Origin of the sequence: Halorubrum sp. 2020YC2, from assembly GCF_018623055.1 — an archaeon.
GTDB lineage: Archaea > Halobacteriota > Halobacteria > Halobacteriales > Haloferacaceae > Halorubrum.
Genome location: NZ_CP076019.1, coordinates 40,327 through 53,225 on the forward strand (window position 1 = coordinate 40,327; position 12,899 = coordinate 53,225).

General features: G+C 67.6%; 13 protein-coding genes and 2 pseudogenes. 9 read left to right on the plus strand and 6 right to left on the minus strand.

The window, feature by feature from the left end:
* Positions 1 to 32 precede the first annotated feature (32 nt).
* A complete protein-coding gene (locus KI388_RS00215) occupies positions 33 to 1,019 on the minus strand; it encodes a transcription initiation factor IIB (RefSeq protein WP_215087435.1) in 987 nt (328 codons plus the stop codon).
* A gap of 141 nt (positions 1,020 to 1,160) precedes the next feature.
* Between KI388_RS00215 and rnhA the strand changes: the two genes are divergently transcribed.
* Together rnhA and KI388_RS00225 are read left to right on the plus strand one after the other, a co-directional pair.
* Positions 1,161 to 1,757, plus strand: coding sequence for a ribonuclease HI (gene rnhA, locus KI388_RS00220; protein ID WP_215087436.1), 597 nt, complete (start codon positions 1,161 to 1,163; stop codon positions 1,755 to 1,757).
* Positions 1,744 to 2,444: pseudogene (locus KI388_RS00225) on the plus strand (hypothetical protein). Before rnhA ends, KI388_RS00225 begins: the two are co-directional and overlap by 14 nt.
* 100 nt (positions 2,445 to 2,544) lie before the next feature.
* Here the strand turns inward: KI388_RS00225 and KI388_RS00230 are convergent.
* Complete coding sequence (locus KI388_RS00230) at positions 2,545 to 2,895, minus strand: PadR family transcriptional regulator (RefSeq protein ID WP_215087437.1); 351 nt, start codon at positions 2,893 to 2,895, stop codon at positions 2,545 to 2,547.
* 343 nt (positions 2,896 to 3,238) lie between these two features.
* Here KI388_RS00230 and KI388_RS00235 point away from each other — a divergent pair, with 343 nt between their 5' ends.
* Positions 3,239 to 3,772 carry an inorganic diphosphatase gene (locus KI388_RS00235; protein WP_215087438.1) on the plus strand — a complete coding sequence of 178 codons (534 nt, stop codon included), beginning with the start codon at positions 3,239 to 3,241 and terminating at the stop codon, positions 3,770 to 3,772.
* A gap of 96 nt (positions 3,773 to 3,868) precedes the next feature.
* Entirely contained in the window at positions 3,869 to 3,994 is a 126-nt protein-coding gene (locus KI388_RS15460) for a hypothetical protein (protein WP_256441503.1), read from the plus strand.
* An 18-nt stretch (positions 3,995 to 4,012) separates the two neighbouring features.
* Here the strand turns inward: KI388_RS15460 and KI388_RS00240 are convergent, their stop codons facing one another.
* Entirely contained in the window at positions 4,013 to 4,810 is a 798-nt protein-coding gene (locus KI388_RS00240; protein ID WP_215087439.1) for a helix-turn-helix domain-containing protein, read from the minus strand.
* A 329-nt stretch (positions 4,811 to 5,139) separates the two neighbouring features.
* On the opposite strand from KI388_RS00240, the pseudogene KI388_RS00245 reads away from it, so the two are divergent.
* Positions 5,140 to 6,361, plus strand: a pseudogene (locus KI388_RS00245) (transposase).
* Positions 6,362 to 6,425: 64 nt separating this feature from the next.
* Here the strand turns inward: KI388_RS00245 and KI388_RS00250 are convergent.
* A complete protein-coding gene (locus KI388_RS00250) occupies positions 6,426 to 6,674 on the minus strand; it encodes a hypothetical protein (protein WP_007994882.1) in 249 nt (82 codons plus the stop codon).
* A 219-nt stretch (positions 6,675 to 6,893) separates the two neighbouring features.
* Here KI388_RS00250 and KI388_RS15465 point away from each other — a divergent pair, with 219 nt between their 5' ends.
* On the plus strand, positions 6,894 to 7,025 hold the full coding sequence (locus KI388_RS15465) for a hypothetical protein (protein WP_256441504.1): 132 nt from the start codon (positions 6,894 to 6,896) through the stop codon (positions 7,023 to 7,025).
* A gap of 6 nt (positions 7,026 to 7,031) precedes the next feature.
* Here the strand turns inward: KI388_RS15465 and KI388_RS00255 are convergent, their stop codons facing one another.
* Complete coding sequence (locus tag KI388_RS00255) at positions 7,032 to 9,221, minus strand: caspase family protein (protein ID WP_215087440.1); 2,190 nt, start codon at positions 9,219 to 9,221, stop codon at positions 7,032 to 7,034.
* Positions 9,222 to 9,372: 151 nt separating this feature from the next.
* Between KI388_RS00255 and KI388_RS00260 the strand changes: the two genes are divergently transcribed.
* The 3 genes from KI388_RS00260 to KI388_RS00270 all read left to right on the plus strand — a co-directional run bounded on the left by KI388_RS00260 (position 9,373) and on the right by KI388_RS00270 (position 12,499).
* Positions 9,373 to 10,329, plus strand: a complete 957-nt coding sequence (locus tag KI388_RS00260) for a succinylglutamate desuccinylase/aspartoacylase family protein (protein ID WP_215087441.1) — start codon at positions 9,373 to 9,375, stop codon at positions 10,327 to 10,329.
* A complete protein-coding gene (locus KI388_RS00265) occupies positions 10,329 to 11,531 on the plus strand; it encodes a pyridoxal-phosphate dependent enzyme (protein ID WP_215087442.1) in 1,203 nt (400 codons plus the stop codon). The genes KI388_RS00260 and KI388_RS00265 overlap by 1 nt, the downstream gene beginning before the upstream one ends.
* Positions 11,532 to 11,602: 71 nt before the next feature.
* Entirely contained in the window at positions 11,603 to 12,499 is an 897-nt protein-coding gene (locus tag KI388_RS00270; protein ID WP_215087443.1) for a ketopantoate reductase family protein, read from the plus strand.
* A gap of 63 nt (positions 12,500 to 12,562) precedes the next feature.
* Here KI388_RS00270 and KI388_RS00275 read toward each other — a convergent pair whose 3' ends face one another.
* Complete coding sequence (locus KI388_RS00275) at positions 12,563 to 12,784, minus strand: hypothetical protein (RefSeq protein ID WP_053771909.1); 222 nt, start codon at positions 12,782 to 12,784, stop codon at positions 12,563 to 12,565.
* Positions 12,785 to 12,899 lie beyond the last annotated feature (115 nt).

The window sequence follows — 12,899 nt, forward strand, 5'->3', positions numbered from 1 at the left end:
AGACGAGACGCGATCGACCGGTCCGGCGTCGCCTAACTGTGGATGCCCATCGCCTCGATCTGCTCTTGGTACCGGTTGCGGATGGTGACCTCGGTCACCTGCGCGACGTCCGCGACCTCGCGTTGGGTCTTCTTCTCGTTGCAGAGCAGCGAGGCCGCGTAGATGGCGGCGGCGGCGTAGCCGGTGGGCGACTTCCCGGAGAGGAGCCCCTGCTCGGCGGTCGTCTCGATGATCTCGTTGGCCTTCGACTGGACCTCCTCGGAGAGTTCGAGCTCCGAGGAGAAGCGCGGGACGTACTTCTTCGGGTCGACCGGGCGCATCTCCAAGCCCAGCTCCTGTGAGATGTACCGGTACGTCCGCCCGATCTCCTTGCGGTCGACGCGGGAGACCTCCGAGATTTCTTCGAGGCTCCGGGGGATCCCCTCCTTGCGGCAGGCGGCGTACAGCGCGGCGGTGGAGACGCCCTCGATGGAGCGCCCGCGGATCAGGTCCTCGTTGAGCGCGCGTCGGTAGATGACCGACGCGACCTCTCGGACGGACCGCGGGACCCCCAGCGCGCTCGCCATCCGGTCGATCTCCGAGAGCGCGAACTGGAGGTTGCGCTCGCCCGCGTCCTTGGTCCGAATCCGCTCCTGCCACTTGCGCAGGCGATGCATCTGCGACCGCTTCTTCGAGGAGATGGAGCGCCCGTAGGCGTCCTTGTCCTTCCAGTCGATCGTCGTCGTCAGCCCCTTGTCGTGCATCGTCTTCGTCGTCGGGGCGCCGACGCGCGACTTCTCCTGTCGCTCCGAGTGGTTGAACGCGCGCCACTCCGGGCCGGGATCGATCTGCTCGTCTTCGATGATCATCCCCGTCTCCTCGTGTATCAGCTCCCCGTCGGCCGTCCGGGTGAGATCCTCCGGATCGAAGTCCTCGGGGTCCAGTTCGTCGACGTCCTCGATGTCGATCTCGTCTTCCTCGGCGTCCTCGTCCCCCACGCGCTGCCGGTCGTGATCCCGTTGCCGGGTGGGCCGTGTCATCGCATTTATATGCTATCGAAATGGTTTAACTTAAAAGTTCGTTACCATGTGGATCCATACCATTGATGGCGAGCCGCCAGTCGGTCTCGTGCGGACGGCGGACGGACAGCCCTTTGTCCGCCGGGCGCGGAACCCGGACGAATGCCGACGATCGACTGCGACCCGGCCGCCGCGCGCGAGCGCCTCGCGGACGCGGGCGTCCGGATCGACGAGGGGAACACGCCCCACGAGCGGTGGCGCGCAGAGCGCGAGGGGGCCGTCGCGGTCGCGTACGACGACAAGGTCGTCGTCCAGGGGAGCGACCCCACCCGACTGACCGCCCTGCTGCGCGACGGCGGCGGCCGCGCGCACGTCTACTTCGACGGCGCCTCCCGCGGGAACCCCGGCCCGGGCGCGGTCGGCTGGTGTCTGGTCACCTCCGACGGGGTCGTCGCGGAGGGCGGCGAGCGTATCGGCCGCGTGACGAACAACCAGGCCGAGTACGCCGCGCTGATCCGCGCGCTGGAGGGGGCCGACGAGTACGGGTTCGACGCGGTCGACGTCCGCGGCGACTCCGAACTCATCGTCAAGCAGGTCCGCGGCGAGTGGAACGCCAACGACCCGGCGCTCCGCGAGAAGCGGGTCCGCGCCCGGGAGCTGTTGGAGCGGTTCGACCGGTGGTCGATCGCCCACGTACCGCGGGAGATAAACGAGCGCGCCGACGATCTGGCGAACGAGGCACTCGATGACGCGAACTGACGACGAACCGCCGGAGTGGGCGAAGGAACGGGCGCGAGAGATGATGGCGGCGGAGGGGGCCGAGGGGGGGACAACCCCGCGGACGCCGCCGAGGAACCCGACCGCGACGACGACCGCGTCCCGGACGTGCCGGTCGAGGCGGTCGACGAGGCGGAGCGGCTCACGCGGCTCGCCCGCGAGGCCGAGTCCGCGGAGCCGACGCCGGAGATCGAGGAGGCGGCCGACCAGTACCGGGAGCGGCGCGACGCGCTCGCGGCCGAGTACGGCTACACGGCGCGCGTCCGCGAGGAGGACGACGCGCTCGTGTTGTACCCCGACGAGTGGATGGACGAGGGAACCGTTCAGCTCGACCGCGTCGAGGACACCGACCGCGCCGTCGAGGTGTCGCTCTCCGGCCCGGGCGACGCCGACCGCTACCGCGAGGTGGCCGCGTACAACGAGACCGTCGCCGAGGAGGTCGCGGAGCGGAAGGCCGAGGTTCACGCGCGCAACGCCGAGACGTTCGCGACGTTCATGAGCAACCACTACGTCCGGCCGGTGGACGACGCCACCCCGGAGATGCGCGCCGAGTTCCGCGAGGAGTACCTCGTCCGGAACGGGTGGCCCACCGACGAGCAGCTCGACGCCGTCGACGAGTCGCTGTCCGCGATCGAGTCGGTCGCCGCCGACGTCGACGATCCGACGTAGCGGCCGCTCACCGGAGAGAAAACGCGGCTTTCGCCGCGCCGTGTGCCAAAAGTGTTCGGTCGGATTCGATCCCTCTGGCCGCGCGGGAGCGGGTTTCCCCTTACTCCAGCAGTTCGCGGACCTCGTCGGCGCGCGCCTCGTCGGTGACGAAGCGGTCGAGGACCCACTCAATCTGGCCGAGGACGACGTCGTGGCCCTCGTCGGTCAGCTCGTACTGGTTCGTCCGCTTGTCCAGTTCGCTCTTCTCGACTAACCCGACGTCGACGAGGTCGTCGAGGTTGGGGTAGAGCCGACCGTGGTTCACCTCGGAGCCGTAGTACGCCTCCAGCTCGCGCTTGATGGCGAGCCCGTACATCGGCTCCTCGGCCAGGATGGTGAGGATGTTCTGCTGGAACGCCGTGAGATCGCTTGCGGCCGTCGATTCATCAGTGACTGTTTGTGCCTCTGACATACATAGTAAAAGGGAACCCGAACTTATAGTCTTTCTCAACAATCACTATCGTTGCGATGCCTCATCCCCCACGAACGTCCGGATCGGCCGGTATCAACGGCCGTCTCGGCGCACGTCCGTCCGATCCGGCGGTACGGGGCGTTCGACCGATCGACTCCGGTCCCGCCGGATACCCGACGGATCGTCGGCGTGATCCGGAGTTCGGCTCGCGATCGAAACCGTCGGATCGCCGGTTCGCGGGGATCCAGAACGGTCGGTGTCGGTCCCGTGGGCCCCGATGCGACCGTGCCGGATCGACGGATCCCGAAAGGACTTTGGGCGCCATCGACGCACCAACGGACACATGGTCAACCTCTGGGAGGACCTCGAGACGGGACCGGACGCGCCGGACGAGATCTACGCCGTCGTCGAGTGTCTCAAGGGCGAGCGCAACAAGTACGAGTACGACAAGGACATTCCCGGCGTCGTCTTAGACCGGGTGCTCCACTCGAACGTCCACTACCCGTACGACTACGGCTTCATCCCGCAGTCGTACTACGACGACGAGGACCCCTTCGACGTGATGGTGCTCGTCGAGGACCAGACGTTCCCCGGCTGCGTCGTCGAGGCTCGCCCCGTCGCGCTGATGAAGATGGACGACGACGGCGAGCAGGACGACAAGGTGATCGCGGTGCCGACCGAGGACCCCCGGTTCGATCACATCGAGGACCTCGAGGACATCCCCCAGCAGATCCTCGACGAAATCGACGAGTTCTTCGCGACCTACAAGAACCTCGAGGCCGGCAAGGAGGTCGAAACGCTCGGCTGGGAGGACAAGGCGGCGGCGAAAGAGGCGATCGAGCACGCGCAGGACCTCTACGACGAGCAGGTCGCGTAGGGCGGTATAACCGGAGCGCATCCGCCGCCCGCGCCCGGATGCGTTATGCCTATGGGTAATTTTTAGGGTGGCCGTCGCGTGTTCGTTAGTAGAGCCATGAGCGCAACCACGCCCTCCGTCGGCATCGATCACCCGACGGTCGTGCCCGCGAACTTCGACCCGGACGACGACGCGACGGCCGAGGCGGCCGACGACGAAGCGGCCGCGAGCGACGACGCCTAGGGCCTGCAGGCACCGTTCTCAGGCGCGTTCGAGGACCGCTGAGAGCCGCGTCGCGTCGGCTCGAAGCGACGCGAACGCGTCGTCCACCCAGTCGACGACCGTCTGGTCCGTCGATTCGAGCACGCACCGCGGGTTGTTCCGCTGGTCGTACGCGGTCACGCAGCCGACGTCGCCACAGCGGAGGAGCCCGTACTCGATCGGCTCGGCGCTCACGTACACCTCGGCGTGCTCGTCGTCTAACGCTCGGTCGGTCGCCGGCCCGAACTCCGCGATCGACGCGTCGGCCACGTCGCGGTCGATTATCAGTTCGACGCTCGCGCCGTCGTCCAGCGCCGCCGCCGCGGCGTCGTTGAACGGCTGGATGACGACCGGGGAGACCGCCCGGATGTCGGCGCCGCGGCTCTCGTGTAGCAGTCCCGTGAGCCGGTCGACGGCCGCCAGCGGGTTCTGGTCCGACGCGACGGTGAGGTCGCTGTCGGGGATCCCCTCGGGCGGGAAGTCGACGCCGATGCGCTCGAGGGTCGCGGCGAACCGGCCGTAGCGGTCGCCGCGCTCGACCTCCGTCAGGAGGCTCTCGTACGCGTCGTGGACGCGTTCCCCGGTCGGCGTCACGCGGTAGTCCGCGTCACGTTTCACCACCCAGTCGCGCTCGCGGAACCCCGCGAGGATCCGCTGGACCGTCGTTCGGGTCGCGTCGACCGCGTCGGTCAACTCGGTGGGGCGCCGCGGGTCCTCGCGCAGCGCCCGGAGTATCGCGACCCGAACGGGCGAGCCGGCGAGGTACTGTGCGCCGTCGTGTCCGTCCTCGGCCCTCATCGTACGATCCCTGTGTACGGGTACCGCCCTGTTAACTATTATTAGTCGCTAAGTCTCCCTCTTCAAAGACCAACGCAGGGAGCGAAGCGACCGAGTAGCGCAATAAGGAGGGGATACAGCACTGTCATGGTCTTCTAAACACTCCGCGACGACATGCCCACAGGCCTACGGCAATGATAAACTATTTGTATGTAAATTATGGTGTGGCAACGCGAAAGACCATTTCTATCCGCGACGACCAAGAAGAATGGATTCAGGACAACCACCTGAGTCTCTCCTCGTTCGTCCAAGAGAAACTGGACGAACTCATCGAAGAACGAGAATCGTAGATGCAGTACAACTACAAGTATCGACTCAACCCAACAGAAGCCCTCTCTGAGACGCTCCTGTCCCACGTCGATACTTGTAGGCAACTATACAATCACGTCCTTTATCTGCTCAAGGAGGAAGACGACATTCCCGCCCGATACAATGTACAGGGGCAACTTCCCGACCTCAAAACGTGGTGGGACGACCTCGGAAACGTTCACTCGAAAGTGTTACAGATGGTCGTCAAGCGCGTCTACGACAATCTCTCCACGCTCAAAGCGCAAAAGCAGAACGGACGCGCTGTTGGAATGCTCAAGTGGAAACCACCCCGAGAATATCGTTCACTCACCTACAACCAGTCCGGCTTCAAACTCAAGAATACGAGTGGTCGGCCTGTCCTGTGGTTGAGTAAAATCGGTGAGATTCCGATTCACCTCCACCGAGACATTCCCAAGAACGCGACAATCAAACAGGTCACGATCAAGCAGGAGCCAACTGGCGAGTGGTACGCTACGTTCGGCGTCGACATGGACGAAGCCACACCCGAGAAACCAGAGATGCCAGAGGAGGTCGTCGGAATCGACGTGGGGATTCTCACGTATGTACACGACACCGACGGCACAGCCGTCGAATCGCTCGACTTGTCCGACGAACGCGAGCGGTTGGAACGCGCCCAGCGTGACCTTTCACGGAAACAGCACGGGTCTGCGAATTGGGAGAACAACGGGGTCGTGGCCGAGCGCCACGCCGATCTCAAGCGAAAGCGTCGTGACTTCCTACACAAGCTCTCAAACTACTACGTACCGAGTACGACCTCGTAGCGTCGAAGACTTGGACACGAAGGAAAATCGAACTCCCGGTAACTCACGGAATCGAGCAGGTGCGGCGTGGGGAACGTTCTTTCGGATGCTTGAGTACAAATGTGAACGCGAAGGAACGCACTTCGTGGCGGTCAACCCGAGAGGGACGACCAAGGAGTGCGCGTCATGTGGTGCCTCGACGGACAAGCCGTTGTGGGTTCGTGAACATTCATGCCCCTCGTGCGGGTTTGAGGTGGACAGAGACGCGAATGCGGCATGGAACATTCTTTCTCGCGGCCTCGAAGAAGTAGGGGTGGTTCACTCCGAATTAACGCCTGTGGAGACTGCGCTCCCTACGGACACCGTTGTGTCTGCAAAGCGCGTCGTTGAAACAGGAAGCCCCACTCTCAAGGAGCGAACGGCGCAGGCCGTGAGCAAGTAGGGTGGGGTAGTTCACTCGTACCGCGTCGCGGCCGCGGGGCTCCCACCCGTCTCGGCCGAACGCGTCAGTCCCGGTAGCGGAACGACACGACGGTGCCGACGGTGTCCTCGCCGGCGATGCGCTCCGTGGTCACCGTCACGGCCGCGAGCGAGTCCGCGCCGAGCGCCTCCTCGATCACCGCCCGCAGCGCATCCGGGTCGGCGCCCTCCTGTCTCACCGGCACGCGGACCTGTCGGCGGTTGACCGCGATGTCGCCGAGGTCGTACTCGGTGTGCTCGAACGCCTCCCGAATCGTCGCTTCGATGTCGGTCATGGCACGCTACGTTCCGCGCCCGGTAGTGAAAAAACGCGGTCCTCGGTCGAAGGTGCGGAGGCGGGTGTTTCCCCACCCACATTAGTAAAAAAGAAAACGTCCGGGAACTCGCCGCTTCGACGCCGTGTCAATTTAATACGCTATAAATATACTTTAAATATCGTTTATATCCAACCGCACAACAATCTCAATATTTATTTATCCTGATACTTTTCGAATATGCACGAAAGTGTCGCGGACTACGTGGCAGAGCACCCGAAGATGGCCGGCGTCCTGTTCACCGCACTGCTGCTGCTGACGCAGGCGGCGCCCGCGGCGGCGAATATTGCTAAAACAAACCCCGGACCGTAAAATATCTTATATAAAGGAAGTATTGTCGCTCCAGTATAATTTCCCGTGATAAAAAACCGGCACTGTTTCTAACTCAAGTGCCTCCCGTAACTGGTCCTCACTAACTGAGTCTATTATTGCGTTTGAGGGGACGGTATAGTTTTTAGACATGTTTACTATGTTTGGTATATAAAGACTTCCGACACCATATGGTCCATTTGGGAAGGTACGCATCTCAAAATCCCACGAATCTTTTCTTGATTTTATATCGATTACAACTGCCATCCCGCTCCGACTCTGACAGATAGTCGTTCCCCCGTCCCCGACGACGATGTACTGGTGGCCGGTGATCAGTTCCCGTTTCGCCACGTGAAGCGCGGTCCGGAGGTTGAACCCGCTGTTCATCAGGCGCGCGATGATCCGGCCGAGCGTCGTCGCGGGCGAGTTCGCCACGTCGGAGAGGGTGACGATGCCGCCGCGCGAGCCGCGGTGGACCAGGGCCTCGCCCTGCTGGTAGGACTGGCAGGCGTTGAGCAGAAAGGCGCTGACGCCGATTTCGAGGTCCCCGTCGGTCAGGTCGAGGTACCCCTCGGCGCACTGCATCCCGCGGTCGTCGACGTGGCCGATGTAGTGGAGGAAGTCGACGTCGGACGCGAGGGCGTCGCGCATCTCCCCGCGGGAGAGGTCGTGGCGTACCTCGATGTCGAACTGGACCATGTCGCGGAGCCCGTAGAGGTCGGCCACGTCGCCCTCCTCGCGCATCTGCTCGTCGTTACAGACCACGAGGACGGAGATGCGCGACTGCTCCACCTGCCCCGCTTCGAGCCGGCGGTGGTACGCGTCGAGCGTCGCCTTGTTCGCGTCGAGGGGGACCCCGTCCCCGACCCACGCGTGCTCGACGGTGTCGACGGGCTCCGGTCGGACGAACTCGGTCTGCGCCGAGACGGCGCCGCGGTCCGCCGAGGCGCCCGCGCCGCGGGTGGCTCCCGCGCTCGCGGCGCCCGCGCTCCCTCCGCCCCGAACGAACTCGCCGCCGAGGCCGCCGCCGTCGAGTTCGCCGCCGTCCAGCCCGACGCCCTCGGCCGCGGGCTCCGACTCGGCCGTCGGTGACGAGCTCCGCTCCGTGCCGCCGAAGAACCCGACGCCGACGCCCCCGTCGTCGCCCGCCGGGGTGACCTCGGTGGGCGAGCGGACGATCGACAGCTCGCCGGCGACGAACGGGAGCATCTCCACGTTCTCCGGGTCGGGACGGACGTCCGTCGTCAGCGTCCACTGCGGCAGCTCGGGCTCGACCGCCTCGAACGGCACGTCGAGGTACTCTCCGAGGCGCTCCGCGAGCGGGAGGTCGTACAGCCGCCCCCAGTCGAGGTCGAGGGCGGTCGTCTCGCGCTCGTGGAGGTCGACCGGGTAAAAGCCCTCCGTGCGGGCGAGACAGTCCATGTGGAACGACTGCCTGAGCACCTCCGCGGTCCGCGTCTCGAACCCCGGTTCGAGCGGGTACGTCCAGCCGTCCCCCTCGATCCGCGGGGCGTCGCCGGGGACGACGTCGGCCGCGAAGTAGTAGGCGAGCGAGACCACCGGGTAGAGGTAGCGGTACTCCGGCGGGACGACGATCCGGACCCCGCTGTCGACCGGCTCGACCCGCTCGGGGACGCGGAGCTCCTCGCCCGGTCCGATCAGCGGTGGGTGTCCCCGCAGGGTCGGGAAGGACCGCTCCGGGCTGGTGGTCTGGAGCGCGGAGCCGAGCAGCGAGACGGCGTCCATCAGCGACTCCGGGTCAGTCGGAGTGGTGATCGTCCCCGCCGGGGTCTGGTGGAGCGACCGGAAGCCGAGCCCGACCGTGCCCGGCGTGTCGAGGTCGATCCGGGTGGTCCGGTCGGTCGTCGAGACGGAGAACCCGGAGTCGAAGGTGAGGTAGAGCTTCGTCGGGGCCGGGTTGATCCCGACGTGGTAGGTGCCGCTCGGCATCGTGTAACAGTCGCCGTGGGTCAGGAGCGTCCCGTCGCCGGCCCGGGTCTCGACGACCGCGACGCGGGGGATCTCGATCGACCCCGCCTCGACCGCGACGCTGGCGTCCACCGGGAAGTAGTGGTCCGACCCGGGGCGCGAGCGCGGGTCGACCGGGCGGTCGGTGTACACCTCGAACTGCGTGTTCTCGATGTGGTCCGTGACGGTGATCCCGTCGGCCTCGCACAGCGGGTCGATATCGATGCTCATTGGGTGTCACCGCGGCGGTCGTCGGGGGCTGCGGGGACCGGCGCCGCGGCGGTACGTGCCACTCCGTAGTGCGATAGCGGCGATAAAGCTTGTGTCGGTCGGATCGCCGCGGACCGAACCGATAAAGTCCCGGCCGCCCCACCTTCGCGTAATGATAACGCTGGGAACGGCCCGCGCCTCCCCGGGCGAGACGGACACGGGCCGTCTCGAAGTGGGAGAGATGCGGGACGGGAGTCCCGTCCGGCTGCCGGTCGCCGTCGTCAACGGCGCGGCCGACGGCCCGACGCTGTACGTCCAGGCGGTCAGCGACGGCGACGAGCTGAACGGGTTAGGTGTCGTCAACCGCGTGGTTCCGCGCCTCGACCCGACGGAGCTGTCCGGCACGGTCCTCGTCGTCGGCATCGTGAACCGCTTCGCGTTCCAGGCGGCGGAACATCGGAACCCGGTCGACGACCGGAAGATGAACCGGGGGTACCCGGGCGACGCCGACGGGACGACCAGCGAGCGGATCGCCCACGAGACGTTCCAGGTCGCCAAACGGGCGGATTACATCCTCGACCTCCATCAGGGGTCGACGAGCCGGATGATAAACGAGACGCGCGTGCGCTGCGGCGTCCGCCACCGGCTCCACGGCGACTGCCTGGAGCTCGCGAAGGTGTTCGGCTGCGGCCACGTCCTCGACATCAAGGGCCCGGACGGGCAGCTCGCCCGCGCCGGGCCGGAGCACGGCATTCCCACCGTCGACCCCGAACTCGGCGGCTGCGTCGGCTGGGACGAGGAGTCGATTCAGTACGGCGTCGAGGGCTTGTTCAACGTGCTCCGCCACTACGGGTTCCTCGACGGCGACGCCGCGCTCGAATCGCAGACCCGCGCCCGCGGCTTCGACCAGTACGGCTCGCCCGCCGGCGGACTGGTCCGCTTCGAGCGCGAACTGGGCGAACGCGTCTCCGCCGGCGACGTGCTGTTCGAGGTCACCGACACCTTCGGCGCGTTGGAGGGTCGGGTCACCGCCGACACGGACGGCATATTCTGGCGCACCCGCCGGCTCCCGCAGGTGGCCGCCGGCGAGTACGTCTGCTCGGTCGGCACCAACGTCGACCGGTACTGATGGGCGACCCAGACGCCCCGGAGCGGGGACCGCACGCGCCCCGTCGCCTCCGCTGTCCCGAGTGCGGGGAGACGTACCGCGATCGGTGGCGCTGCCGGTGCGGCGCCCCCCTCGACTTCGCGGACCCCCCGACGCCCGCGGGCGACGCGCCCGCCCCCGAGTCGTTCGACGCGCGCGGCGGGCTGTGGGCGTTCGACGACCTGCTCGCCGTCGGTAACGACCCCGGCGACCGGGTGACGCTCGGCGAGGGGACGACCCCGCTCGTCGACGCCGACGAGGGCCGCGAACCCGCCGGGGACGGGGAGACCGAGGTCCCGCCGTGGAACGCGTCGTTCAAGCTGGAGTACGTCTTCCCGACGGGCTCGTTCAAGGACCGCGGCGCGACCGCGACGCTGACCCGGGCCCGCGAGCTGGGCGTCGAGCGCGTCGTCGAGGACTCCTCCGGCAACGCGGGCGCCGCGATCGCGACGTACGCCGCCCGCGCCGGGATCGCGGCCGAGATATACGTCCCCGCCGACGCCAAGGAGTCGAAGCTCCGCGCGATCCGACGCGCCGGCGCCGACCCGATCCGGATCGAGGGAAGCCGAGGAGACGTGACGGACGCGTGCGTCGCGGCGCTCGACGCTGCTGCGGATACTCCTTCGGGGACCGACGCCTGGTACGCCAGCCACGCCTGGAACCCGGCGTTCTTCGAGGGGACCGCCACGGTCGCGTACGAGACCGCGCTCCAGCGCGGCTGGGACGCGCCGGACGCCGTCGTGACTCCGCTGGGCCACGGGACGCTCTTCCTCGGCGCATATCGGGGGTTCCGGCGGCTCGAACGCGCCGGGTGGATCGAGTCCGTTCCGCGGCTCTACGGCGCGCAGGCGGCCGGCGTCGCGCCGATCGTCCGCGCGCTCTACGGCCCGGAGGCGGCCGACCCGGAGGGAGCCCGCAACGACGCGGCCGACGGGATCCAGATCGCCAAGCCGGTCCGAGACCGGGGGATCCGGGAAGCGATCGACGCCACCGGCGGCGACGCGCTCGCGGTCACCGAGGCGACCGCGACGCGCGAACTCGACCGCCTCCACGCCGCCGGCTTCTACACCGAGCCGACCTGCGCGGTCGCGCCCGCCGCGCTGCGAACCCTCCGCGAGCGCGGCGAGATCGGTCCCGACGAGGACGTCGTCGTGCCGCTGACGGGGAGCGGGCTGAAGAGCTGAGCCGGGGCGCCCGGGTCTCGGGACCGAACCCACCGGTACCCCTATTTCGGTCGACGCGCGTGGTACTACGCATGGAGGTGCTCGTCTACGGCGCCGGCGCGCTCGGGAGCCTCGTGGGGGGGCTGCTGGCGCGCGAACACGACGTGACGCTCGTCGGGCGCGACCCGCACATGCGGCGGATCCGCGGGGACGGACTCCGGATCGACGGCGAGGTCGACGTCCGCGTCCAGCCGCGCGCGCTCACCGACGGGACGCACCGAGCGGCGGACCTCGCCCTCGTCACGACCAAGGCGTACGACACCGACGCGGCCGCCCGGGCGCTCGCGACCGGCGAGTACGAGGTGGTCTGCTCGCTCCAGAACGGACTGACGGAGGAGCGGCTGGTCGCCGCGCTCGACGCGACGGTGCTCGCCGGCACCGCGAGCTACGGCGCCCGGTTCGCGGAGCCGGGCCGCGTCACCTGTACCGGCGTCGGAGAAGTGGTCGTCGGGCCGCTCTCCGGCGGCGCCAGCCCCGCGGCCGCGCGGGTCGGCGCCGCCTTCGACGCGGCCGGCGTCGAGGCGGTTGTCGCCGAGGACATGCCGGTGCGCCGCTTCGAGAAGCTCGCGGTCAACGCCGGGATCAACGGTCCCTCCGCGCTCGCGCGGACCGAGAACGGGGAGACGCTGGGGGGTCCCGCGGGCGACGTGTCGCGCGAGGCCGCCCGGGAGACGGCCCGCGTCGCCCGCGCGGTCGGCGTCGACCTCCCGGACGAGCGCGCGGTCGCCGCCGTCGAGCGCGTCGCCGCCGACACCGCCGCCAACCGGTCGTCCATGTACGAGGACGTTGAGAACGGGCGGCGGACCGAGGCCGACGCCGTCTACGGCGCCGTCACCGACCGGGCGGACCGGCACGGCGTGGCCGCGCCGACGTGTCGGACGATCGGATCGCTGATCCGCGGCTGGGAGGCGGCGCGCGGGCTTCGGTGAACCGGGAACGCGGCGGCGCTACGGCGGGAAAAAGAACTCAGCCCCGCCAGCGACCGGCGCGGCTCAACACCACTCCTCGAGGACGGTCGCGTCGGTCTCGTCGACCGACACCCACGCGTCCTCTCGCGAGACGTCCGCGATGACGAGCTCCGGCCGCGACGACGAGGAGTCGATGGACGCCATCACGTCCGGCGCCTCGGCGGCGTCGAGCGCCGGGTCCGTCGGCAGCGCCGTCCGACGGCGGTCGGGGTCCGGGTCGTCCCAAGGGGTGGAACTCCGTGACATGGTTGTGAATAGTTCACAGTACGTATAAGCGTTGCGAACCGGACCGAGATCGGCCGTCGTATCCCAGATTTCGGGGACGCTCCGCCGACGCATCGCCCGTCGAACGGGCCCTCGA

Bases quoted from the DNA above. Each gene is read 5' to 3' on its own strand.
- KI388_RS00275 (WP_053771909.1), bottom strand. From the start codon at position 12,784: ATGTCACGGAGTTCCACCCCTTGGGACGACCCGGACCCCGACCGCCGT.
- rnhA (WP_215087436.1), top strand. From the start codon at position 1,161: ATGCCGACGATCGACTGCGACCCGGCCGCCGCGCGCGAGCGCCTCGCG.
- KI388_RS00265 (WP_215087442.1), top strand. From the start codon at position 10,329: ATGGGCGACCCAGACGCCCCGGAGCGGGGACCGCACGCGCCCCGTCGC.
- KI388_RS00215 (WP_215087435.1), bottom strand. From the start codon at position 1,019: ATGACACGGCCCACCCGGCAACGGGATCACGACCGGCAGCGCGTGGGG.
- KI388_RS00240 (WP_215087439.1), bottom strand. From the start codon at position 4,810: ATGAGGGCCGAGGACGGACACGACGGCGCACAGTACCTCGCCGGCTCG.
- KI388_RS15465 (WP_256441504.1), top strand. From the start codon at position 6,894: ATGCACGAAAGTGTCGCGGACTACGTGGCAGAGCACCCGAAGATGGCC.
- KI388_RS00235 (WP_215087438.1), top strand. From the start codon at position 3,239: ATGGTCAACCTCTGGGAGGACCTCGAGACGGGACCGGACGCGCCGGAC.
- KI388_RS00270 (WP_215087443.1), top strand. From the start codon at position 11,603: ATGGAGGTGCTCGTCTACGGCGCCGGCGCGCTCGGGAGCCTCGTGGGG.
- KI388_RS00230 (WP_215087437.1), bottom strand. From the start codon at position 2,895: ATGTCAGAGGCACAAACAGTCACTGATGAATCGACGGCCGCAAGCGAT.
- KI388_RS00260 (WP_215087441.1), top strand. From the start codon at position 9,373: ATGATAACGCTGGGAACGGCCCGCGCCTCCCCGGGCGAGACGGACACG.
- KI388_RS00255 (WP_215087440.1), bottom strand. From the start codon at position 9,221: ATGAGCATCGATATCGACCCGCTGTGCGAGGCCGACGGGATCACCGTC.
- KI388_RS00250 (WP_007994882.1), bottom strand. From the start codon at position 6,674: ATGACCGACATCGAAGCGACGATTCGGGAGGCGTTCGAGCACACCGAG.
- KI388_RS15460 (WP_256441503.1), top strand. From the start codon at position 3,869: ATGAGCGCAACCACGCCCTCCGTCGGCATCGATCACCCGACGGTCGTG.